General features: G+C 52.7%; 16 protein-coding genes. 1 reads left to right on the forward strand and 15 read right to left on the reverse strand.

From position 1 onward, the window contains the following. Window positions 1-11: 11 nt before the first annotated feature. The 12 genes from ACI1P2_RS17525 to gpr all read right to left on the reverse strand — a co-directional run bounded on the left by ACI1P2_RS17525 (window position 12) and on the right by gpr (window position 18,394). The gene (locus ACI1P2_RS17525; protein WP_355321142.1) at window positions 12-1,802 is read right to left on the reverse strand and encodes an S-layer homology domain-containing protein; all 1,791 of its coding nucleotides are present in this window, start codon (window positions 1,800-1,802) and stop codon (window positions 12-14) included. Then, window positions 1,802-6,064, reverse strand: a complete 4,263-nt coding sequence (locus ACI1P2_RS17530) for a PA14 domain-containing protein (protein WP_355321143.1) — start codon at window positions 6,062-6,064, stop codon at window positions 1,802-1,804. The genes ACI1P2_RS17525 and ACI1P2_RS17530 overlap by 1 nt, the downstream gene beginning before the upstream one ends. 316 nt (window positions 6,065-6,380) lie before the next feature. Continuing rightward, window positions 6,381-7,502, reverse strand: a complete 1,122-nt coding sequence (gene dnaJ / locus ACI1P2_RS17535) for a molecular chaperone DnaJ (protein WP_355321144.1) — start codon at window positions 7,500-7,502, stop codon at window positions 6,381-6,383. Window positions 7,503-7,705: 203 nt separating this feature from the next. Further along, on the reverse strand, window positions 7,706-9,541 hold the full coding sequence (gene dnaK / locus ACI1P2_RS17540; protein ID WP_355321145.1) for a molecular chaperone DnaK: 1,836 nt from the start codon (window positions 9,539-9,541) through the stop codon (window positions 7,706-7,708). Between the two features lie 103 nt (window positions 9,542-9,644). Then, window positions 9,645-10,229, reverse strand: coding sequence for a nucleotide exchange factor GrpE (gene grpE / locus ACI1P2_RS17545; protein ID WP_355321146.1), 585 nt, complete (start codon window positions 10,227-10,229; stop codon window positions 9,645-9,647). A gap of 67 nt (window positions 10,230-10,296) precedes the next feature. Then, on the reverse strand, window positions 10,297-11,328 hold the full coding sequence (gene hrcA / locus ACI1P2_RS17550; protein WP_355321147.1) for a heat-inducible transcriptional repressor HrcA: 1,032 nt from the start codon (window positions 11,326-11,328) through the stop codon (window positions 10,297-10,299). Between the two features lie 256 nt (window positions 11,329-11,584). Next, window positions 11,585-12,061, reverse strand: a complete 477-nt coding sequence (locus ACI1P2_RS17555) for an N-acetyltransferase (protein ID WP_355321148.1) — start codon at window positions 12,059-12,061, stop codon at window positions 11,585-11,587. A gap of 71 nt (window positions 12,062-12,132) precedes the next feature. Continuing rightward, a complete protein-coding gene (gene hemW / locus ACI1P2_RS17560) occupies window positions 12,133-13,320 on the reverse strand; it encodes a radical SAM family heme chaperone HemW (protein WP_355321149.1) in 1,188 nt (395 codons plus the stop codon). 142 nt (window positions 13,321-13,462) lie between these two features. Next, window positions 13,463-15,277, reverse strand: a complete 1,815-nt coding sequence (gene lepA, locus ACI1P2_RS17565) for a translation elongation factor 4 (protein WP_355321150.1) — start codon at window positions 15,275-15,277, stop codon at window positions 13,463-13,465. 137 nt (window positions 15,278-15,414) lie between these two features. Beyond that, window positions 15,415-15,846, reverse strand: a complete 432-nt coding sequence (locus ACI1P2_RS17570) for a hypothetical protein (protein ID WP_355321151.1) — start codon at window positions 15,844-15,846, stop codon at window positions 15,415-15,417. A gap of 44 nt (window positions 15,847-15,890) precedes the next feature. Then, window positions 15,891-17,219, reverse strand: a complete 1,329-nt coding sequence (locus ACI1P2_RS17575) for a stage II sporulation protein P (protein WP_355321152.1) — start codon at window positions 17,217-17,219, stop codon at window positions 15,891-15,893. Between the two features lie 173 nt (window positions 17,220-17,392). Beyond that, window positions 17,393-18,394, reverse strand: a complete 1,002-nt coding sequence (gene gpr / locus ACI1P2_RS17580; protein ID WP_355321153.1) for a GPR endopeptidase — start codon at window positions 18,392-18,394, stop codon at window positions 17,393-17,395. A 200-nt stretch (window positions 18,395-18,594) separates the two neighbouring features. On the opposite strand from gpr, the gene rpsT reads away from it, so the two are divergent. Continuing rightward, window positions 18,595-18,867, forward strand: a complete 273-nt coding sequence (rpsT, locus tag ACI1P2_RS17585; protein WP_305754621.1) for a 30S ribosomal protein S20 — start codon at window positions 18,595-18,597, stop codon at window positions 18,865-18,867. A gap of 86 nt (window positions 18,868-18,953) precedes the next feature. Here the strand turns inward: rpsT and holA are convergent, their stop codons facing one another. The 3 genes from holA to ACI1P2_RS17600 all read right to left on the reverse strand — a co-directional run bounded on the left by holA (window position 18,954) and on the right by ACI1P2_RS17600 (window position 22,220). Continuing rightward, the gene (gene holA, locus ACI1P2_RS17590) at window positions 18,954-19,982 is read right to left on the reverse strand and encodes a DNA polymerase III subunit delta (protein ID WP_355321154.1); all 1,029 of its coding nucleotides are present in this window, start codon (window positions 19,980-19,982) and stop codon (window positions 18,954-18,956) included. Between the two features lie 307 nt (window positions 19,983-20,289). Then, the gene (locus tag ACI1P2_RS17595) at window positions 20,290-21,675 is read right to left on the reverse strand and encodes a zf-HC2 domain-containing protein (protein ID WP_355321155.1); all 1,386 of its coding nucleotides are present in this window, start codon (window positions 21,673-21,675) and stop codon (window positions 20,290-20,292) included. Next, window positions 21,672-22,220, reverse strand: a complete 549-nt coding sequence (locus ACI1P2_RS17600; RefSeq protein WP_355321156.1) for an RNA polymerase sigma factor — start codon at window positions 22,218-22,220, stop codon at window positions 21,672-21,674. The genes ACI1P2_RS17595 and ACI1P2_RS17600 overlap by 4 nt, the downstream gene beginning before the upstream one ends. Window positions 22,221-22,381 lie beyond the last annotated feature (161 nt).

A 22,381-nucleotide genomic window follows, 5' to 3' on the forward strand; every position in this document is an offset into this window, starting at 1 on the left:
CTTCCCTTTTATCATAAACTGTCCGCCAGCAACCGCTGGATCATCACGGCGACTTCAGCCCGTGTTACCGAATTTTTCGGCTTAAAGGCCTTTCCGTCTCCCTCGATCAACCCTGCAGACCAGGCTTCCTTCACTGCCGCAGCCGCCCAGGAAGAAATCTTGCCTGCATCGGCAAAGGATGGCTCACCCTGCTGCTGCTGAGTCGTGCTGAAATATTTCGCAGCCCGTACAAGCGAAACTACCGCCTCTTCACGGGTAATCCGGTCTGCAGGACGGAATTTTCCGTCATAGCCTGTTACGATGCCAAGCTCTGCCGCAGCCGCGATTGGACCGGTATAATACTGTCCTGCCTTCACATCCGAGAACGGATTTGCACCATTGGCCGATGACTTGCCCGTCTGCTCGATCGCCCGCATGATCAAGGTCACGAACTCGGCCCGCGTAATGGCACGGTTAGGCTCATAATGCCGCTCGTCCACTCCAGTGACGATTCCCTTGGCCGCAAGCTGGTTGACAGCCTGCTCAGCCCAGTGTCCTGCCAGATCAACAAATGTTTTGTTATATTCAAGCACTGTATAATACGAGAAATGCTTGGCAGTGAAAGAGAATAAATCTCCGTTAAGCTTGCCGCCGATGTATTCCAGCTGCTTGCCATCCACGTAATACACAGCAGCCAGAGCCGCGCGAAGCTTCGCTGCCTGCTCTGCCGTCAATTGGATCGTTACCGAGGCCGGCTTGTCCAGCTCATGAATTTCCACTACTTGGCCGTCTGTTACGAGCTGGATGACTACAGAAAGCACAATTCCGGTCTGTGTGTAATCCGTATTCGTTTGCAGCGTCTGTTCAACCACCTTACCGGCTTCCTCTGTCATGGCTGTATTCAGCACAATGCGCAGGATGGATTGCTCCTTGGCCGCAGATGTACCGATGGAGCCGGCCGGGAAGCGGACCGTATGATTTCCGGATGTAATGATCAAATCCAGCTGCTTGCTCTGAAGATCCTTCAAGGAACCTGCAGGGAATTCCAATGGCGCGCCGGATTCACCGGCTGCTGCCGGAAGCTGGATGGTCACTGCATCCTTCGCTTGACCCGCTGCCGCCGCCAATGTTCCGCTGCCTACAATATAACTTCCGTTTTGCCCCTTCTCCGGTTGAATAACCGCTCCAGTTACTTGACCGGCTCCGTCCGAAATGCCCGGTTGTTTTGGCGGGGTAATGACCGTGCCGCCACCTCCGCCGCCGCCGGATCCGCCACCTGAGCCACCGCCTTTGTCAGGATCACTACCGCCGTTGCCAGGGTTGCCGCCGCCGTTATCCGGATCATTACCGCCATTGCCCGGATTTTCGCCGCCATTCCCGGGATTATTTCCACCACCGGCAACTGAGAATGTCTTACTTGCCTGAACTCCGCCGCTGCCGGCCACCACCGTATAGGTGCCAAATGGAGCAAGCTCCTCGCTCGTCGGGATGGCTACGTTGACGCCATAGCTGCCGCCGGTGGCAGAGATGACATCAACATAAAACACCGTCTGATTCGGACTTACGATTTTAAGCACAACATCATGGCTTCCCTCCGGAACCGTTCCGGATATTGTAATTGCACCCCCGCGCCGCACTTCATTCGCACTCAGCTCCAGCGCGAAGGCAGTCGCGGCATTGTCTGCAGCTCCGACACCTCCTGCCGTCGGGGCGCTGTCCGCCTCTGCCGCATAGATTGAAGCCGGTGAAAGCAGACATGACATGACCAGACCAACCGTTAACAATTTCTTCACCGTATGCAGTCCTCTCTTTCTTTCATCCATTACTTGAACTCCACCGGTTCCGCCAGGTGTACCGGGATGTCAAGGTCGCTGTTGAACTCATCAAATACGAATACCTTCACCCTGTAATCCGCTCCGCTTACATTAAAGTACTGCGAGATCGGCAGTTTGCTTTGCTTGACAGGAATCGCATTGATGAGCAGAGGCGTATCTCCGTTCAGCAATTCAAAGACTACATACGCGTCTCCGCTGTATTCGGCCAGCTTTTCAACCTCGATTTCGACCTTCATTCCTTTTTCCCGTGTTAAGGCGCCGGTTACCGAATACGTACGGTGAACGCTATTGGCCGTGAACGGTTTGTCCGAGGCGAGAGTCAGTCCAGCAGCCATTCCCTTGGCTTGATCGGCTTTCACCCGCACCATGACCGCTCCTGCGGCATAATCGCCATCCCCAACAGGTTGAGGATTCGCCGTGACATCCTTCCAGCTAGTTCCGCCATCCACACTGTATTCGTAATTTGAGGGCTCGGAATATCCCGGCACATTCGTCCAGCCGAATGTGTTATATCCATCGTCCACGACAGGAAGAGTAGGAGCCGCCGGTACGTTTCCGGCTGTGCTTACCGTGCTGGCCGGGGAGTTATCCCGCTTGTCCACCGCCGTAACGGCAAACACATAGTCCTGCCCAGAATCTTTGGTTTCTACAGCATATTGATAGCTGTTCTGCCCCTCAACCGCAGGCACGTATACGCTCCAGTTGCGGCCCAATTTGCCCTCTGCTTCGTAAATTCTAAAACCTCTGACCGCGTCCTCCGCGTTGCCGTTCTCCGGCTTCTTCCACGTAAGAATCGTTTTTCCGTCGCCCGTTTTGCTTGCCGTTAATTCTTGAACAGTCTCGGGCTTACTGTCATTTCGCACGATCGTGTAGGTATCGAACGGCTGATCTTCTCCGGAACGGTAAGATTCAAGCGTGAAGCTGTCCTCCGTCATCTTGATGCCCGTATACACCGGCTTGCGTGATTGTTCAAATGCATCCGCATAATACTTGTTCAAGCCTTGGTTCACGTCATAATACTTCGTGCCTGCGGAGTTGTTGACAATGTACATCGTACCGTCCGGATTGACCGGATTGCCGCTTGCGTCCTTCTCGATGTCAGCAACCGGCTTGTCGCCATACATTTGATAGGATCTCATGAACGTATGGTCATGGCCCTGCAAAACGACATCAATGCCAAGCTCGTCAAAGACCGGAACCAGCATATCTCTCAATTCATAGATTTCAGCCTCATCCGAATGGCCGCCGACTGAATAAATCGCCTTGTGGAAAGCGACCACCTTCCATTTTTTATCCGTCTGGGCGACCTCGCGCTTCAGCCATTCGATCTGCTGCTGGAACGCTGCCCGCTGACGGCTGTCCCAGCCCATATCCATTGTGTTCAGCACCATGAAATGGGCATCGCCATAATCATAGGAATACACGCTTCCAGGCGGCAAAGGATCGTCAATCGACTCGTTAGGATAATAGAAGTGATAGTAATAGTTGTCATTGTACGGACCTTCATGGTTGCCTACCGCCGCCATCAAAGGCAAATTGAGCAGCTTGTCCTGCGGTTTTCCAAAATAATCAAGCCATTGATACTCCAGTGCCCCGGCATCCACCATATCCCCGGTCATGACGAGGAATTTGGAATCCGGATATCTGTTCAGCCCCTGGCCGAGCGTGTCTGCCCACACTTCATAGTCTTTCGTATTGGCCCCTTGGGAGTCTGTCATATATAAAAATTCGTATTCTTTTTCATTATCAGCTTCCGTCGTGAAGCTTCCCGCATCGCTCCAATTATCATCGCTGCCCACACGGTACTTATATGCGGTTCCAGGGGTCAGACCGGTGACAAGCACTTTGTGGCTGATAAAGCTGCCTCTCGTCGAATTGGTAATTTTAAGATCCAATACTTTGGTATCTTCCGGTTCGCCTACAAAACGTTTAACGTCCGGTGAATCAAACTCACCGCCTGCCTGCACAACCTCTACGATGCTGTCTTTAGCATTAGCAGGCGCATTTTCTGGTTTGTCATACTTCGTGTACCAGGCAAATGAGCGGTTCGTTTTCGGACTTCCATAGAACGACATCGCAATCGAAATCGGTGAATAGTCAAGATACTCGGACTTGTTCAGCGGGCTAAAGGCAAAAGCCCCGATGCTGCCCTGCCCAGCTGCCGCCAATCCTCCGCTGCCGTCATATTTAACATTCACAAGCTGGTTGGAGAGCACCGGCGCGTTCAACTCCAGCTTCAGGACAGAAGCGTCCCCTGTGGACAGCTCTGCCGCTGTCACCGTTCTTGTTCCTTCACCAACTGCAACGCTTAAATGCTCCGCAAGAGTATCCGGCACAGCGCTCAGCTCATTCATAAACGCCAGCTCAACATGCTTGCCGTCTTGAGCGATTTCGGCGGATACCGGACCGTCATAGTCAGCAGGCAGATAAAACGCTTCCGCAGGCACAATCTCCTTGGGCACGCTCGGGCTTTCCCAGCGCAGGTAGAGATTCGAGCCGCCGTAATCTTCAAAATATTCAATTTTAATATCATATTTCCGGCCTGCCTCAAGCGTAATCGGGCTGCTTGAGTATTCGACATCCCAATCGTTTTTCCAATGATCGATGGCCAGTTGTCCATCAATGTACAAGCGGAAGCCGTTGTCTCCGATCATGGAGAAGGTGTAGGCTTCAGAATATTCCGGAACGATTTGGCCTGTCCAGCGGATATTCACATTATCGTTTTGTCCAGCCCAGGTGCTCATTGTCCCTTCAAGGTCTTTAAAGTAGACTTGCGAATCGATGCGGGTCGATTTATAAGGGCCAAAGGCAAAGTCGCCCCCGCTGTTGGTATAATATTCAGCCAGCAATCCCTGATCATTGGCAGGCTGCACCACTTCTTCATCGGAAGCGCTCAGCTCCAGTGAAAAGAAGGTGTCCGAGCTGCTGCCCGCATTTTGGTGCACTTCCGCTGTGATCACATTCGTACCATCCACAAGCAGAGCCGGATCGATCGTAAATAAATTCTCCTCCCGCTCGTCGCCGACAGCGCCGGATGCAAGGGTACTGTATGTAACCGTCCCTTCAGGCATGTTGGTTCTGTACACTTCCTGGCCGTTCAAATAGATGACCGCTCCGTCATCCCGGATGAGCGTACCTGTCAGCTGTTTAATTGCCGAGACATCGGCAACCGCAAATTCATTGCGATAATAGGTGGTGATGTGTTTGTTGCCGGAATCGTTGCCATAATCGATCTTCGTATTCAAATTCTGATCTTTGCCGCTGCTTGCATATCCCAGCGGAGCCGCACCCTTTGCCCAGCCGCTGTCATCAAAATCAACCGCACGCCATGCCGTGCCCTGATCGGAGCCATCATCCAGATAAGCCCACTGGCTATCCTTCGCAATCAGCATGGATCCAGCCAGACCTGGAAGAATCCATCCTACAGTAACTGTTGCCGAAGCCTGATAGGCGCCGTCTTGCGTCGTCACGGTGATTTCTGCGGTTCCCGCACTTACAGCAGTCACAAACCCGAAGTTGTTAACAGTGGCAACATTACTATCGCTGGAGGTCCAGGTATAGGAAGGCACGGAGGCATCCTCCGGCGTTACCAACACTGACAGCTGCTCCGTTTCGCCCGCCATAAGCTGCAAGGCAGACTTGTTCAGACTAATGCCTGTCACTGGAAGGGCGACAGCTTCTTCCATGTAACCAAAGGCTTCGAATTCATAAATGTTCGCCTGATCGTCATCAACCGAACCGTTCGCAGGAGCGGTGATGCTCAGCTTGAAGTACCTGGCCGACACCGGCTCGGATAAAGGATGCACGGTCTCACCGTACACATTGCCTGTAACCGTAACGACCGGCTCCCAGTTTACGTCATCGTCGCTGACTTCAATCGTATAATCGCCGGTGTTGTATTCCTCTTGCTCGCCGCCTGCGCCGGCATGTTTTATTTCAAACCGGCTGACTGTCGCCGTTGCACCGGCATCAACCTTCAGCCAGTAGGGGTTATCTGCAGATGGAGGAGTTGTCCCCGTTTCATATGACCATTTGCTGTCCGCTGCACCGTCAATCGCCTGAGTAGGCGAGTCTGACGCCGTGTATCCACTGGCCGTTGCCTCTACACCCGAACGCAAAAATACGTTGGATTCTTCCGCCGCCGCCGCACGCGGCATAAGCTGCGAAATGCTGGTGGAGGCCACCATAACCAGACAAATCATGGCTACAAGTACACGCCTTGTCATCGTCTTCATTTTACTTAACCCCATTTCCTTCTTTTTCCTCCTTCTTGCATGTGGCAGATGTCATCTGCTGTTTTTTATGTGTAGGTCCAAGGATAAATGTTATATAGATATAATCAAATGAAGTCACTGGAAAGATTTTCGGAATGTAAAGTTTCTTTAAAAAACGGCGATTCTTCGTTTACAAAATACATTTATCGGCATTAGGTGGAAGTATCTGTGTTGACACACAGATTACGTATGTTATAAAAAGGGAAATAGAGGAAGAGGGGGTTTAAAATAAAGCGCAAAAAAACAGCAGGCCAGGAGCCTTCTCCTGCCTGCTGTTGCAATATTTCACATTTTACTCTCCGCGAAACGCCCGTTTCATACGGTCGAAAAATGATTGCTCGTTCTCATGGTTCTGTTCACCGCTCAAGGACGCAAATTCACGCAGCAGATTTTTCTGCTCTTCGCTCAGCTTGCTCGGTGTCACGACCACCACCTTGATGTGCTGGTCGCCCTGCCCGATGCCGCGCAGACGAGGCACGCCTTTGCCCTTGAGGCGGAAGTAAGTGCCTGTTTGGGTGCCGGCCGGGATTTTCAGCTTCACTTTCTCGGTCAGCGTCGGAATCTCAATCTCATCCCCGAGCGCAGCCTGTGCAAACGTGAGCGGTACCTCACAGTAGATATCATCGTCTTCACGCTCAAAGAAATCATGCGGTTTCACACGAATGACAATATACAGGTCGCCGGCTGGACCTCCGCGCATACCTCCCTCGCCTTCGCCGCTCATACGCAGCTGTGCGCCGTCATCCACACCGGCTGGAATCCGGACATGAATCTTGCGCTGCTTACGGACTCTGCCCGTTCCGCTGCAGGTCGAACATTTATCCTTGATGATTTTACCCGATCCGCCGCAGTTGGAGCAAGCACGCCGGTTCACCATACGGCCGAAAGGCGTATTCTGTACAACTTCCTCCTGCCCGGTGCCGCGGCAGACGGAGCATGTTTCCGGATGTGTACCCGGTTTTGCCCCTGATCCGTGACAGGTGTCGCAGCTTTCCGTCCGCGGAATGGTAATGTCTCTCTCGATGCCAAATATCGCTTCCTTGAACTCAATGGTCATGTTGTACTGCAGATCATTCCCCCGCTGCGGAGCGTTCGGATCACGCCGGCCGCCTCCGCCGCCAAAGAACATATCGAATATATCTCCGAAGCCGCCGCTGAAATCGCCCGAAAAGCCGCCTCCCATCCCCTGGCTGGGATCCACATGCCCGTACTGGTCATAGCGCGCACGCTTTTGCGAGTCGCTCAGAACATCATAGGCCTCTTTCACTTCTTTAAATTTGGCCTCGGCATCAGCAGCCTTGTTGACGTCAGGGTGATACTGGCGGGCCAGCTTGCGGTATGCTTTCTTGATCTCATCCTCGCCGGTGCCTTTGGAGACACCGAGCACCTCGTAATAATCACGCTTATCAGCCAATGTTCCACCCCCATGCCTTCAACGAAGTCATCATCTCAAAACAAGGAAAGCCAAAGCACGGGACGCCCCGGCTTTGACCTTCCCTCATAAACGTGGATGTACAACCCGTTATATGCGTATTTCTGAACAGTATATCATACAACGGCGAACTTTACCGGAGCCGGGCCAAAAAAAGGCTCCTCAATCCGGATCATGCCCCGTTATTAATCCTGCTTCTTGTCTTCGTTCACTACTTCGTAATCTGCGTCCACTACGTTATCGCGGCCGCCTTCCTTAGGCTGCTCGCCCTGCTCCTGCTGGGCTTGTGCCGCCTGCTCGTACAGCTTGACGGACAGCTGCTGAATGATTCCACTCAGCTCTTCCGTTGCTGCTTTGATTTCTTCCAGGTTATCGGATTCCAGCGTTTTTTGCAGTTTCTCTTTCGCCGCGTTTGCTTTTTCCACTTCGGAAGCGTCGGCTTTGTCGCCAAGGTCCTTGATGGTTTTGTCCACGGAGTAGATCAGCTGGTCGGCGCTGTTTTTCGCTTCAACAAGCTCTTTGCGCTTCTTGTCTTCTTCCGCATGCAGCTCGGCGTCCTTCATCATGCGTTCCACTTCCTCGTCGCTCAGACCGCTGGAAGAAGTGATGGTGATTTTCTGACTCTTACCAGTGCCCTTGTCCGTAGCGGATACGTTTACGATACCGTTGGCATCGATGTCAAAAGTAACCTCGATTTGCGGCACACCACGCGGTGCTGGAGGAATATCGCCCAGCTGGAAGCGGCCCAGCGTTTTATTGCCGGCAGCCATTTCGCGTTCACCCTGCAGAACGTGAATTTCAACGCTCGGCTGGTTGTCTGCATAAGTCGAGAACACCTGCGATTTGCTTGTCGGAATCGTCGTGTTGCGGTCGATCATTTTCGTGAATACGCCGCCCGCAGTTTCGATGCCGAGGGACAGAGGTGTAACGTCCAGCAGAACTACGTCTTTAACGTCGCCTGTCAGAACGCCAGCCTGTACAGCAGCACCCAGCGCTACCACTTCATCCGGGTTAACGCCTTTGTGCGGCTCTTTGCCTGTCAGCTTTTTGATCGCTTCCTGAACGGCAGGGATACGAGTGGAACCACCGACCAGCACGATTTTATCAATATCGCTGGCGCTCATTCCGGCGTCACTCATGGCCTGGCGTGTAGGACCCAGGGTACGCTCAACCAGGTTGGCGGACAGCTCCTCGAATTTCGCACGGGTGAGGTTAACTTCCAAGTGCTGAGGCACGCCGTCCACAACCGTAATAAACGGCAGGGAAATCGTTGTTGTCAATACACCGGACAGTTCCTTTTTCGCTTTTTCCGCAGCATCCTTCAAACGCTGTACGGCTGCTTTATCCTTGCTCAGATCAATGCCCTGATCCTTTTTGAACTCACTCACGAGGTAGTCAATGATGACTTGGTCGAAGTCGTCGCCGCCCAATTTGTTGTCACCGCTGGTCGCTTTAACTTCGAAGAAGCCGTCACCCAGCTCAAGAATGGATACGTCGAACGTACCACCACCGAGGTCATATACAAGAATGGTTTGATCCTCGGACTTCTCAAGTCCGTATGCCAAAGCAGCCGCTGTCGGCTCGTTGACGATACGCAGCACTTCAAGACCGGCAATTTTGCCCGCATCCTTGGTTGCCTGGCGCTGGCTGTCATTGAAGTAAGCCGGAACGGTAATAACCGCCTGGGTTACCGTTTGGCCAAGGTAAGCTTCCGCGTCGGATTTCAGCTTTTGCAGAATCATCGCCGAAATCTCCTGCGGGGAATAATCTTTGCCGTCAATCGCCTCTTTGTGATTCGTACCCATGTGGCGTTTGATGGAAATGATCGTACGATCCGGATTGGTGATCGCCTGGCGTTTTGCCGTTTCACCGACAATACGCTCACCGTCTTTTTTGAAGCCTACAACAGAAGGGGTTGTGCGTGCGCCTTCCGGATTCGGGATAACGACCGCTTCGCCGCCCTCCATGACTGCTACGCAGGAGTTCGTTGTACCCAAGTCAATACCGATTACTTTACTCATACGCGTTATGTTCCTCCTTCGGATTGTACCACGGGCATCATGCCCGTTGTGGTCTATGTGTATGGACTTTGTCGCAAAATCCGGGGTATAGCATCGTGAATGCCTACATGCTTACTTTAACCATTGCTGGTCGAAGCACTTTATCCTTCAGCATATAGCCTTTCTGGACTTCCTCAACAACGATGCCCTCTTCATATTCTTCGCTTTCCACCTGCATAATCGCCTGATGGAATTCCGGATTGAACGGCTTGCCGACCGCCTCCATCGCAGTTACTCCTTCAGCGGTCAGAACTCCTTCCAGCTGGCGGAAGATCATGCCTACGCCCTTGGCGAAGGATTCAGCCTCCGCACCCTGCGGAGCCGTAGCAAGCGCGCGTTCGAAGTTGTCCACAACCGGCACCAGCTCGGTAACCAGCTTCATGGAAGCGTATTTCGCAAGCTCTTCTTTCTCTTTCTGTGTCCGGCGGCGGAAATTATCATAATCAGCCTGTACACGCAGAAGACGCTGCTGCTGCTCTTCCAGCTCCGCACGAAGACGGGCCGCTTCACCGTTCTCCTCCTCGGCTTCAACGGAAGCCGTCTCATTCACCGGCTCCCCGGCTGTATCCTGAGCAGTCCCGTTTACCTCGGGAGTCTCCTCCGTATTCAGCTGCTGTTCCTCTCCCTGAATCGTTTGTTCATCTTTCAAGATGTTCACCTCCTTAAGGTAGTACGACATGTGCAGCGGCGCAACTTGCGATCCTCATCATCCCGTTCTATTTGAAACGTTCTGTCAGCAAATTCGTCAGATCCTTGGAAAGGATGCCCAAAATGCTGATGACTCTCGCATACTCCATACGTGTAGGACCCAGAATGCCGATCGTGCCGAGCGCTTCTCCATCAATCGCATAGGTTGCGGTAATCAGGCTGCAGTTGGCAAAAGCCTCGTGATCATTCTCTGTGCCGATGCGGACCTGAACTTCAGGCCCCCCCTGCACAGGTGCCATCATTTTCAGAATGGTAGGCGTTTCCGACAATAAATCAAGTATATTCTTGACCTTATCCACGTCTTTGAATTCAGGCTGGGTCAGCATATTGGTCGCTCCGCTCAAATAGAGCCGATGATCCGACTCGCCTTCGAACGCCAAATCCAGCACCTTGATCACATCCTCGAACCGGGACACGTGACGCTGCATTTCCTGCCCCAGCGCAGCATGCATGCGCGTTTTCAGCTGATAAATCGGTGAACCCACCAATTTGTTGTTCAGCATATTAATGACACGCTCCATATCGGAAACCGATATGCCCGGCGGAAGTTCAACCGTCCTGTTCTCCACATGCCCGGTATTGGTGACAATAATTGCCACTGCCGTATTATCATTCAACGGGAGCAGTTGAAAATGGCGCAAAGAAGTATGAAAAACTTCCGGTCCCAGCAGGATGGAAGTGTAATTCGTCATATGTGAAAGAATGCTGGATGCATGCTGAATCACTTGTTCCATTTCATTTAGCTTTTCGGCATAAAAGGTTTTCAGTTCGCGCATCTCCTGCGGCCCCAGCTTGGTCAGCGGCACCAGATGGTCGACGTAATAACGATATCCTTTATGTGACGGAATCCGTCCTGCGGATGTATGCGGCTGTTCCAAATATCCCTGCTCCTCCAGATCCGCCATTTCATTGCGGATGGTTGCCGGACTGAAGCCGACATCCTTTCTCTTGGATATGCTGCGGGATCCCACAGGCTCAGCCGAACGGATATAGTCGTCGATTATGGCATTCAAAATCAGTCTCTGACGTTCGGTTAACATGCGAGTTCCTCCCTTGCTGTCCAAACTGGATCAGGATGGTTTCAACAAATCATTAGCACTCGCCATTTGTGAGTGCTAACCATTAATACAAAAATACCAAACCGACCCGAGTATTGTCAAGTCAGTTCGGCACCTTTACTGCACCTATCCCAGTACACCCAGGTTGGGACGTATTGATTCATTATTATTGCTCCAACAGTATTAAACGCATTGGCCAAAAAAATATAGAAAACGAACCGGCCTGGAAATTTCCAGGTCAGTTCAGCATTTTCAGCACAGCGATTTCATCGCAGGCATGCTGCTTGCTGCAGTGTATGCAGTCGGTCCAAACCTTCTCAGGGAAGATTTCTTTATTCACGACCTCAAAGCCATTTTTAATGAAAAAAGACACCTCATACGTAAGCGCCATAATTTTCGGAATATTCTGACGCTTCGCTTCCTCAATCAATCCGTTCACCAGCTTCGAGCCGATCCCCATGCCTTTGTAGCCTTCGGAGATCCCGAGCGAGCGCACTTCAACAAGGTCCGAACCGAGCTTGCAAAGAGATCCACAGCCGACCACCTCGCCGTCAACTTCAGCAACGATGAACGTGTCGAGCTGGCGCCTCAGCACCTCACGGGAACGTGGAAGCATAATGCCCCGCTCGGCGTAGCCGCTGATCATTTGATATAAAGGCTCCACATCTTCGGGAACCGCATTTCTGCATAAAACCTCTTTGCAAACCGAAGCCATCCCGCTCTCCTCCTGCACCATGCTGTAAAAAGATATGAATAAATATACAACACAGCGTATGAGATTGCAAGCTAGGAATTTACCGCCACCGACCCGATAAATTCGCCGAACACGTCATTGCCGAACAGAACTCCCCGCTCGCTCAGACGGTAGCCGGCAGGCGTCTGCTCAAGCAGTCCGGCATCCAGCATTTTGGCAAGCGGACGGGCAAACACCTCATCCAGCGGCTGGCCGAATTGACGCTTGAAGCGCTCGGAGGTTACCCCCTCCGCCATGCGCAGCCCTACCATCATAAAATCCTCCATCGCTTCGGCAGCCGGAACCGGGAAGCTGTCAAGACGCGGAAGTCCTTGGGACGCAGCTTCGATATAAGGATTGATTCCTTTAATGTTCATATGACGCTGTCCCCCCACATAACCGTGGGCGCCTGCTCCCAGGCCGTAATAATCTTCATTACGCCAATACGTCATGTTATGGCGGCTCTCATACCCAGGCTTGGCAAAATTGCTGATTTCATATTGAACGTACCCTGCCTGTTTCATGCGGCTCATAAGAAGCAGGTACATCTGCAGCTCGTCGTCCTCATGCGGGAGCGGCAGCTGATTTTTCTGATACATCGTATGGAACAGCGTATTCTCCTCGACCTTCAGGCTGTAAATCGAGTAATGAGGAAGTTCAAGCTCCAGCGCCCTGCTGATGCTCTCGCCCAGCATATCCACCGTCTGGTTCGGCAGGCCGAACATCAGATCAATGGACAGATTGGTAAGACCCGCCGCCCGGGCATTCTCCAGGCTGCGGTATACGTCATCCGTATTATGAATGCGGCCGATACCGCTCAGCAGCGAATTCTGGAACGCCTGCACACCGAAGCTGACACGGTTAACCCCGCCTTCCTTCATGACAGACAGCTTCTCCAGATCCGTCGTTCCCGGATTGGCCTCCATGGAAAACTCGATATCGCCCGACCAGTCAGGGAAATAAGTACGCACCGACTTCAGGAAATATTCCATTTCCTTTGGCTGCAGCACGGTGGGTGTCCCCCCGCCGACAAAAATCGTCTTGATTTCACCCGGGGGATTCAGTCTGACCGTATGCTCCATTTCTCGTTCCAGCGCCTGCAAGTAGCCCATCACGGGCTGATCTTTCAATACATAGGAATTAAAATCACAGTAAAAGCATTTGTTTGTACAAAAAGGGATATGAATATACACCGCTTTCGGTGCGGAAGAATGTTGTATGCGTCCAGTGGACAGGGTCATGCCAAAATCACTCCTTGCTTGCGCAGGCAGTCCGGCCATCAGCAGCGGCCCGGGAAACAGCCCATATATTTTGAAAAGGGAAAGCCCGTCAGGCTTTCCCTTAGATAAAGGTACATATAATACGTTATTTGCGCCAACAGATTTATTCGTCAATTTTCAGGACGGCCATGAAGGCTTCCTGAGGAACCTCAACGTTGCCTACCTGCTTCATGCGCTTCTTGCCCTCTTTCTGCTTCTCCAACAGTTTGCGCTTCCGGGAGATATCGCCGCCGTAACACTTGGCAAGCACATTTTTGCGCATCGCTTTAACCGTTTCACGTGCCACAACCTTCGTTCCGACAGAGGCCTGGATCGGCACCTCGAACATTTGACGCGGAATCAGTTCGCGCAGCTTCTCGCAGATGATGCGGCCGCGGTGATAAGCGCGCTCACGGTGAACGATGAAGGACAAAGCGTCCACCTGCTCGCCGTTCAGCAGAATATCCATTTTCACCAGATTGGACTGGCGGTATCCGGACAGCTCGTAATCAAACGAAGCGTAGCCCTTGGTGCTTGATTTCAACTGGTCGAAGAAATCATATACGATCTCGGACAGCGGAATTTCATAAGTGATCGTCACTCGCGTCGTATCGAGGTACTCCATATTCACATACTCACCGCGCTTGGACTGGCACAGCTCCATGACCGTTCCAACGTAATCGTTAGGTACGATAATCCCAGCCTTTACATAAGGCTCTTCCACATAATCGATACGGCCGATTTCCGGATAGTTGGACGGGTTGTCAATCTCGATAGCAGAGCCGTCCGTCAGCTTGATGCGGTAAATAACGCTCGGTGCTGTCGTAATCAGCGGAATGTTGAACTCTCGCTCAATACGCTCCTGAATAACGTCCATATGCAGCAGACCGAGGAAGCCGCAGCGGAAGCCGAAGCCCAGGGCGCTGGACGTTTCCGGCTCGAAGCTGAGGGATGCGTCGTTCAGCTGCAGCTTCTCCAGAGCCTCGCGCAAATCATTGTAGTCCGATGTATCGATGGGATACAGACCGCAGTACACCATCGGATTGATTTTGCGGTAGCCCGGCAGCGGCTCGGGAGTCGGATTCTTGGCATCCGTGACCGTATCACCGACACGTGTATCGCCGACATGCTTGATGCCTGCGACGATGAAACCTACGTCCCCGACATTCAGCTCGTCCACGATCGTCATCCGCGGCATGAATGCGCCCACCTCAATGACCTCGAACGTCTTGTCGGTAGCCATCATTTTGATTTTGGAGCCTGCCTTGATTTTGCCGTCCACGACGCGCACATACACGATAACCCCTTTATAAGGATCATAGTGCGAGTCGAAAATCAGGGCCTTCAAAGGATTATCCGGGCTTCCCTGCGGCGCAGGCACGGATTTGACAACCTGCTCAAGAATTTCCTTGATGCCGATGCCCGCCTTGGCGGAAGCCAGCACCGCTTCGCTCGTATCCAGGCCGATCACGTCTTCAATCTCCTGCTTCACCCGCTCCGGATCGGCGCTTGGAAGATCAATCTTGTTGATCACCGGCAGGATTTCAAGGTCATTGTCAAGCGCCAGGTACACGTTGGCCAGCGTCTGCGCTTCAATACCCTGGGCGGCATCCACGACCAGCAGCGCCCCTTCACAGGCAGCAAGGCTGCGGGAGACCTCATACGTAAAGTCTACGTGCCCCGGGGTGTCGATCAGGTTCAAAATATACTCCTCGCCGTCATCCGCCTTGTAATTCAGCCGGACAGCCTGCAGCTTGATCGTGATGCCCCGCTCGCGTTCCAGCTCCATCTGGTCGAGCACCTGCTCCTGCATTTCGCGGGATGTGAGAGCTCCTGTGTACTCCAGAATCCGGTCCGCCAGCGTCGATTTGCCATGGTCTATATGTGCAATGATGCTGAAGTTACGAATTTTATTCTGTCTCGCTAAAATGTCCGTCATGCCTTACCCCCACACAAAGCCTAGTGTCAATCGCTTCATTATACCAGTTGCGCGGGGCCGCATCAATGTCCCTGTAATAAAAGTTAGGGATAGGCAGCCCTATCCCCATTTCATGGCCTTCTTCGTCCTCACGGCCATCAATTCGTCAAACCGTCAAAAAGGGACACCACCCACTCGATCCCCTTCTTCGACGCCTGCTGCAGCAGACCTGCCGTTTTGTCGGCCATAACATCCACGGAAGCCTCACCCGTGCGTGGCATCTGCTGCAAGGAGGCCTGGGCCTGGGCCTGGCCCTGACCTTGACCCTGCGCCTGAACCTGCCCGTACCCGGCCCCGTTCTGCCCTTCCACCTGCACCACCGTCATGGACGGGGCAGGCGGAAGCGGGACGGCTGGCGTATCCTCCACTACCGTTTGTGCAAGATTCCCCGTATTACTCTGTGACTTCGCCTGATCCCAGGAAGGTCCGTACACGGTCCGCATCCCGGAGCTTGCGAGCTGCATGCCAAGCACCAGTCCCAATCCGACCAGACAGATGAACAGAAAGGCTCTTCTTCCAAAACGAGACATTCCCCCGCCTCCTCTTCTCAGATTCATATTTCCACGACTTCAGGCTATCTGGCCTGATTGGCTCCTTCTTTGCTTTTCTCCGTACTGTCCGCGACCTTCGGGGAAGCTTCCTTCACTTCTTTAGCTTCATTATCTTTTTTATCCGCAGCATCCGCCTTGATCACCTTGTTATCTTCCCAATATACCTCCGCCAGCATATCGGCCAAGGCCTCGGACGTGCGCTTCAGCTCCTCCTTCGTATTATCGATACCGCCGATTTCTATCAATATACTGTTCGGGGAGAGAGACTGGTTATACTCACCGTTATTGCCTCCCCCTCCGTCCTTGCCCCAGACACCGCGCGACACGCCGGGATACTTCTTCTCAAGCTTCTCGTGAATCTTGGCGGCGAAGGCTTCGTTTTCACGCCAATTTTTATTGTCATGGCCGATGATAAAGTAAATTTTGGCATAACTTAGGCCGTCAATGACTGCTGTCGTTTTAGCATGGCGCTGGGAATCGCGGTGAATGTCGATCAGGTAGGTCAAATCTTCGTTTTGTGAGAGCGCTTCTTTTACGGTTTGGCGTGAATATTTGTAAGAATAATTCCAGTTATAGTCTTTTACCGTCGTTACGTAGTCCTTGTTAACGTGCATGGTGCCGATGCCCTGCTTCTCAAGCTGTTTCGTTACGAACTCTCCCACCTTGGATACATTGGCGGACGATGAGGATGAGCTGGGATTGCTGCTGCTTTTGCTCAGAAGCGGATTGTAAGCCTCGCGCGGATGAGAGTGGTAAATTAATATGCGTTTCCCGTCCGTTCTTCTGGACGCGCTGCCCTTCGAAGGCACATCTTCCTCTTTTCCATCGTCTTGCGCGGCCGACGGGTCCTCTTCTGCCGTCTTGCCAGGCGGAGCGGGCGGAATCTCGCCGGAGCCCGTAATCCCCGGATCAGGCTGGTAATCCTCCGGAGCTTCAACCAGCCGGTTGCCGGAGCCTTTCCGCAGCAGGACCGGGCTGCCGACAGCCATGCCCGGTATTTCCCTGGCGACCAGGCTTTTCGGATCCTGCGGATTCACCCCGGTCAGCAGTTGGAACGCGAGAGTCGTCATCTGCTGCGCCGAGAAGGCGGAGACCCGCTTGTCTTCATTGAGATGGGGAATTTCCATGCCGAGCATGTCCGCAAAAAAAGCGCTTGAGACCGAGGCGGCAAGCCCCTTCATAGAGGAGACGGGAGAGGATTGCAGACGGTTCTCCGCGATGCCTCCCAGCCCAAGCGCCACAAAAAACAGGGCCGTCCCTATAACGAGCACGACAAGCGTATGGCCCATGGCCATCACGCGGATCATTCCCCTTTTCCACTTTCCTATGTTCCAGATTTGAAATTTGCCCATTCCAGATCCGTCCTCCTTCACTATCAATGAAGCCCGGCCTTTCAAGTCCGTCGGAGCTTCCGTATTGGGATAATCTCTTATACTTCAACTCTATGAACGGATAGGAATTACTAGAACGAACAAACAGAAAAAACCCGCCTTGCATCGGCGGGGAGAAGAAAGAACATCATAGGTTAATGAGTGTAGGCGGCGACATTATCCGGAGTAACGGCCTCATGCAGCGCTGCGTTCAGCCCTGTGGCGATTATATTCGCAATATCTTCAATAAACTTGTCCACTTCCTTGGGGGTGACGATCAGGTCATGACCAAGCGGCTGCAGCACTTCTCTCACCAACTGCAATCTCTCCTGCTCGGAAACAGAATTGAGCATTCCCATAATCGTTTGTCTGCGGGCAGGGTCCTGGCCAAAGTGGGATTTCATCATTTCCAGGGAGTCGTTCACGATCGTTGACGCATAACATACGGTCGGAACACCGATAGCGATGCAGGGGATGCCCAGGATTTCTTTGGTGATGCCGCGGCGTTTATTGCCGATGCCTGATCCGGGATGGATACCGATGTCCGCTACCTGAATCGTGGTGTTGATCCGCTCCAGCGACCTGGAGGCCAGAGCATCAATGGCGATAATCAGCTCAGGACGTGTTTTTTCCGCAATGCTCTGTACAATTTCACTGGATTCAATACCCGTGGTGCCAAGAACGCCCGGGGCTATAGCACTGACCTCGCGGTAACCCGGATTCACCTGATCCGGCATCAATTCAAAATATTGGCGCGTGATCATGAGGTTCTCCACCACCAGCGGTCCGAGCGAATCGGGCGTGACGTTCCAGTTGCCCAGACCGACGACCAGCACCTTTGCATTAGGGGAAACGCCTATATTACGTATGAATTCTTCCATTTCTTTGGCGAAAGTGTACGAGACGCGATCCTGCAGCCCGGTGTCCCCTTCCCTTAGCTTTGGGATTTCCAGTGTGACATAATTCCCCTGCACCCGCCCGATCTGCTGAGCTCCCGCTTCGTTCATCACATTCAGCCTTGTGATCCTGATACCCTCCTGCTCCTCCACATCCTCCTGTACCCCCGGAATAGGCTGCTGCTGCCCGAGGCCCGCCAATTCCCTGGATTCAATCGCCAGGTCCGTTCTTACCGAATATTTTTGCAAATCAAGATCCATCATCACGCCTCCTTCAAGTTTCTCTTTTTCTATAGTGTGCTGGACTCGCTGCCGTAATATGCATGCAAACCCTGCGTATCTGATTCGGGAGGGTTTTCTAAATGTTTTTCATATTGCTTTTTCAATTGTGCCATGCTAAAATATTTTAAGTTGTGAAACGTTTGTGTTCATAAGGAATGCCTTTACAGGAGGTGAATGGAATGCCGAACATCAAATCCGCTGTTAAACGCGTTAAGACGAGCGAAAAACGCCGTGCGTTGAACGCTTCCCAAAAATCCGCGCTGCGTACTGCAGTGAAAGCTGCTGATACTGCGCTGGCTAATAACGAAGCTGAAACTGCAGCAGCTGCTTTCAAAGCCGCTTCCACTAAGCTGGACAAGGCTGTAACTAAAGGTCTGATCCACAAAAATGCTGCAGCCCGTAAAAAGTCCCGCTTGGCGAAAAAACTGAACGCTCTGAATGCCCAGGCATAATTAGCGCTTCTAATACGACTATTGAAGAAAAAATCCTGAACGGTTGAAGCACCGATCAGGATTTTTTGGCATTTTACGGATTTCATTTATACCGTCTGTGCGCCAAGCTTTAAAAAAAACAACTCCATGCCAAGCACTTTATCCACCGCTCCCGTTTTCATCCGGTAATCCAGTTCCGCCAGCTCATTCAAAATCCAGCGCAGCCGCTCCGGAGGGAAGCGGCGGGCCTGCTCGCCCGCAATCTTGACGGCGTACGGATGCAGCCCAAGCTGTCCAGCTACCTGCTGCTGAGAATAGCTCTGCTGGGCCAGTTCCTTCACCTGCAAAATAATGCGGAACTGGCGGGTGATGAGCGCAGCGATTTTAATCGGCTCTTCTCGCTGCTTCAGCAGCTCGTAAAAAATGGACAGCGCATTCTCCATCCGCAGATTGGCCAGCTCCTCCACCATGACAAAAACGTTCTGCTCCGTACTGCGCGCGACCAGTGAATCGATGTCCTTCACACCGATCGTGCCACCCTCACCCGCGAAGAGGCACAGCTTGTCGATTTCGGCCGCCAGTGCCTGCAGCCCCGTTCCGGCATTGCGGACAAGCGCCGCCGCAGCCCCCGCTTCAAGGGCGACATGCCGCTCCACCGCGCGCTTCTCCACCCAGGATAACAGCTCCTCGCTGCTTAACGGGCTGAAAGTAATGACGGCTGCCGTATTTTTGATCTGCTTAACGATTTTTTTGCGTTCATCCAGCTTGTCTGCATGCACCATAAATACAATCACACTGTATTCTGCGGGATTCTCTATGTAAGCGGCAAGCGTATCCAGGCGATGCTCCACTTTTCCGCCGTCCTTGCCGGCTGTAAATACCCCTGCGTCCCTGACCAGCACAAGCTTCTTCGGCACCAGAAAAGGTACGGTCTCCGCTTCCTCCACGACCGCTTCAAGCGGAGTATCCGTCAAATCATAGGGAATGACGGCGAACTCGCGGTGCTCCTTCTCAATAATGTGCTCCTGCAGCATGTCCACGAACTGCGTCATCTGATATTTCTCCGTGCCATACAACAGATACACAGGAGCGATATCGCCTTTCCGGACCGCTTTCGCTGCTGTTTTCAAATCCATCACGGCTCACCTCCACCGATTTATCCTAACAGATATTTGGACCCGCGAAAAGCCCGGGGCAGCACAAAGGCCCCCGCGCGAGACGAGGGCCCTGGCTGCCATGCTTAAAGAGGTAGTTCAAAAAGTCATCTTTTGATCACGAAGGAAGTCAGGAAGCGGACTCGACATCGAATCTTGAATTCAGCCGGGCCTTCCGGTGCTCACGTACCCTAAGTACGCTCCGCTCCTCAGTCCCTAGCTTCATTCAACCTTCTCGGTGCTGAAAACCTGACTTTTTGAACACGCACTTAAAATGGCAAAGGTTCGGTTACTTCGTAACCTGGGGAACCGTGTAGATATAGTTGCTCACTGTGCCGTCCTGCTCCGTTGAATAGGTGAACGTTTTGCTGTCTTCCGACCAGCTGCCTCCTACCCAGGTACCGTTCAGCGTCCTGACTTCCATGGCGATCTTCTCCGCACCATCCTCCGACTGCTTATACACGGTCAGCTTCTTGCCTTCCACTTCAACAATATACTGGCCGTCCGGCGACTCGGTGGCAGGCCGCTCGGAAGTTTTCGGAGTGAATGCATCATTGTTGCCAGGCTGGGTCGTAATCGCCATACTCGATGCATCCCCCGAGGTATCGTTCTGGACACGGTTTTTCAACAGTGATTGATCGTCCGCGGGCGCCAGCTTCTCCTCCTGGAGAGTGCTGTCCAGTCCAGTACTGTTCTCCGCTCCTTGAGCTGTTGTGTCCTGGGAGCCATCGTCTGCGGGCTGACCGCTCTCTTTAGATGAAGCGATAAACGTTTGAAACTCAGGCTCCTGCTCCGTCTGACTGTCTCCTGCTTTCGGCGCCTGCTCTGCCTTCGGGGCCTCCTCGGCTTTTGGTGCCTTCTCAGCTGCAGGCTTGGAAGAGGCGTCTTCTGAGGTCGCGTTATTTTCTTCCGCAGAACCGGCATCGTCTGCTGGCGGCTTCTTCTGCGATTCGGCTTTACTGTCTGTGGAGCTGTCGGCTTTCTCAGCTGGCTTCTCTTCCTTGGTTATGGATGGAGCTGGTTCGTCACTAGCGGCATGATCCGACTTTGAGTCCTGCACTTCCGGTGTAATTTCCTCCGTCACGGGGGTGCCGGAGGATGCCGACTTATCCTGAGTCGGCTCCGCTCCCGTTCTGCTGTCCACTGCGGAATCCGTTTGCTCTTGCTCCGGCTCGCTCGCCGCTTCTTCTCCTCCGCTGGCATTATGCGTGTTCGCTTCTGACCCGGTATTTTCCTCCATCATCTGCATTTCCGCATTCTCCACTGCCTTGGGCTCATAGGTAATCGCTACGACTCCCAAAACTGCCGCCGCTGCCGCTACCCCGAGCGCCGCGCGTCCTGCAGCCCTTTTCCACCATGGAAGTGGTTCGCTTTGCCGCTGCCGGCCAGGGGCCCCCTGGAGGGTAACCGGCTTCATCTCCTGAAGCGCGCTGCCCTGCTCCCTGCGCGCCTCATCAATGGCATCTAGCTGCGGCAAAATGGCATCGACCAGGCTGTACTTTGGAGTGACGGCCGGCAGTTCTTCAAGGTCCCGTGACAGTGCCTGCAGTATCTGAAACTTCTCCGCGCAGGCCGGACATTCCGCAACATGGTCCAATAGTTCGAACGTTTCCAGCTCGTCCAGATCGTGGTCCACATAGCGCTGCATTAGGTCCATCACCTCTTCACACTTCATCCTGATACACCACCTTTCTGGTAATCCTGTAACAGTCCTTGCAGCTGCTGCCTTGCCCGATACAAGTAAGATTTGACCGTATTGAGAGGCAAATCGAGAGAGTCGGCAATTTCGTTATATGAGAAATCTTGAAGGTATCGCAATACGATAACCGTCCGGTGATGCTCCGGCAGCTGATTAATTGCCTCACGAACATCCTTTGCCATATAATGAGACAGGACTTCACCTTCTACATCCTGCGAATCACTGAACACCATTTCATGCTCTTCGATCGAAACAGAAGGCTTGTTCCTTCTGAACTTATCGATGCAGATGTTGGTCACAATGCGCTGCACCCATGTTTTAAACTGGGCCTTTTCCTCATAGGAATTAATTTTGGAGTAAATTCGAATGAGTGCTTCCTGAGCGGCATCCATGGCATCTTGTTCATTGTTTAGAATGTAGTATGCTGTTCGGTATACATGCTGTTCTATTTCTCTTAAAAGGGTTATTAGAGCGTCGCGATCGCCTGATTGAGCGGCTCTGATGAGCTCCTGCTCTACCACAAAGGATCCCCCTCTCCTTGCAATATTACAGACGGATGCACCATAAAAATTGTTGCAGCCGAATCGTCTGTTTTCGTAAATTCATTAATTTTTTCAGGGAGTCAAGGCCCCAGATACTTTCTCCGGAATCACAAATCCCCTTAAAAGCGGGGGTGGCCGGT

This window comes from Paenibacillus jiangxiensis (assembly GCF_046098255.1).
GTDB lineage: Bacteria > Bacillota > Bacilli > Paenibacillales > Paenibacillaceae > Paenibacillus > Paenibacillus jiagnxiensis.

Excerpts from the sequence above, each read along its gene's own strand:
- rpsT (WP_305754621.1), top strand. The coding sequence starts at position 18,595 with ATGCCGAACATCAAATCCGCTGTTAAACGCGTTAAGACGAGCGAAAAA.
- ACI1P2_RS17570 (WP_355321151.1), bottom strand. The coding sequence starts at position 15,846 with ATGTCTCGTTTTGGAAGAAGAGCCTTTCTGTTCATCTGTCTGGTCGGA.
- hemW (WP_355321149.1), bottom strand. The coding sequence starts at position 13,320 with ATGACCCTGTCCACTGGACGCATACAACATTCTTCCGCACCGAAAGCG.
- dnaK (WP_355321145.1), bottom strand. The coding sequence starts at position 9,541 with ATGAGTAAAGTAATCGGTATTGACTTGGGTACAACGAACTCCTGCGTA.
- ACI1P2_RS17575 (WP_355321152.1), bottom strand. The coding sequence starts at position 17,219 with ATGGGCAAATTTCAAATCTGGAACATAGGAAAGTGGAAAAGGGGAATG.
- gpr (WP_355321153.1), bottom strand. The coding sequence starts at position 18,394 with ATGGATCTTGATTTGCAAAAATATTCGGTAAGAACGGACCTGGCGATT.
- ACI1P2_RS17530 (WP_355321143.1), bottom strand. The coding sequence starts at position 6,064 with ATGGGGTTAAGTAAAATGAAGACGATGACAAGGCGTGTACTTGTAGCC.
- lepA (WP_355321150.1), bottom strand. The coding sequence starts at position 15,277 with ATGACGGACATTTTAGCGAGACAGAATAAAATTCGTAACTTCAGCATC.
- hrcA (WP_355321147.1), bottom strand. The coding sequence starts at position 11,328 with ATGTTAACCGAACGTCAGAGACTGATTTTGAATGCCATAATCGACGAC.
- ACI1P2_RS17555 (WP_355321148.1), bottom strand. The coding sequence starts at position 12,061 with ATGGCTTCGGTTTGCAAAGAGGTTTTATGCAGAAATGCGGTTCCCGAA.
- ACI1P2_RS17595 (WP_355321155.1), bottom strand. The coding sequence starts at position 21,675 with ATGAAGTGTGAAGAGGTGATGGACCTAATGCAGCGCTATGTGGACCAC.
- ACI1P2_RS17525 (WP_355321142.1), bottom strand. The coding sequence starts at position 1,802 with ATGGATGAAAGAAAGAGAGGACTGCATACGGTGAAGAAATTGTTAACG.
- holA (WP_355321154.1), bottom strand. The coding sequence starts at position 19,982 with ATGGATTTGAAAACAGCAGCGAAAGCGGTCCGGAAAGGCGATATCGCT.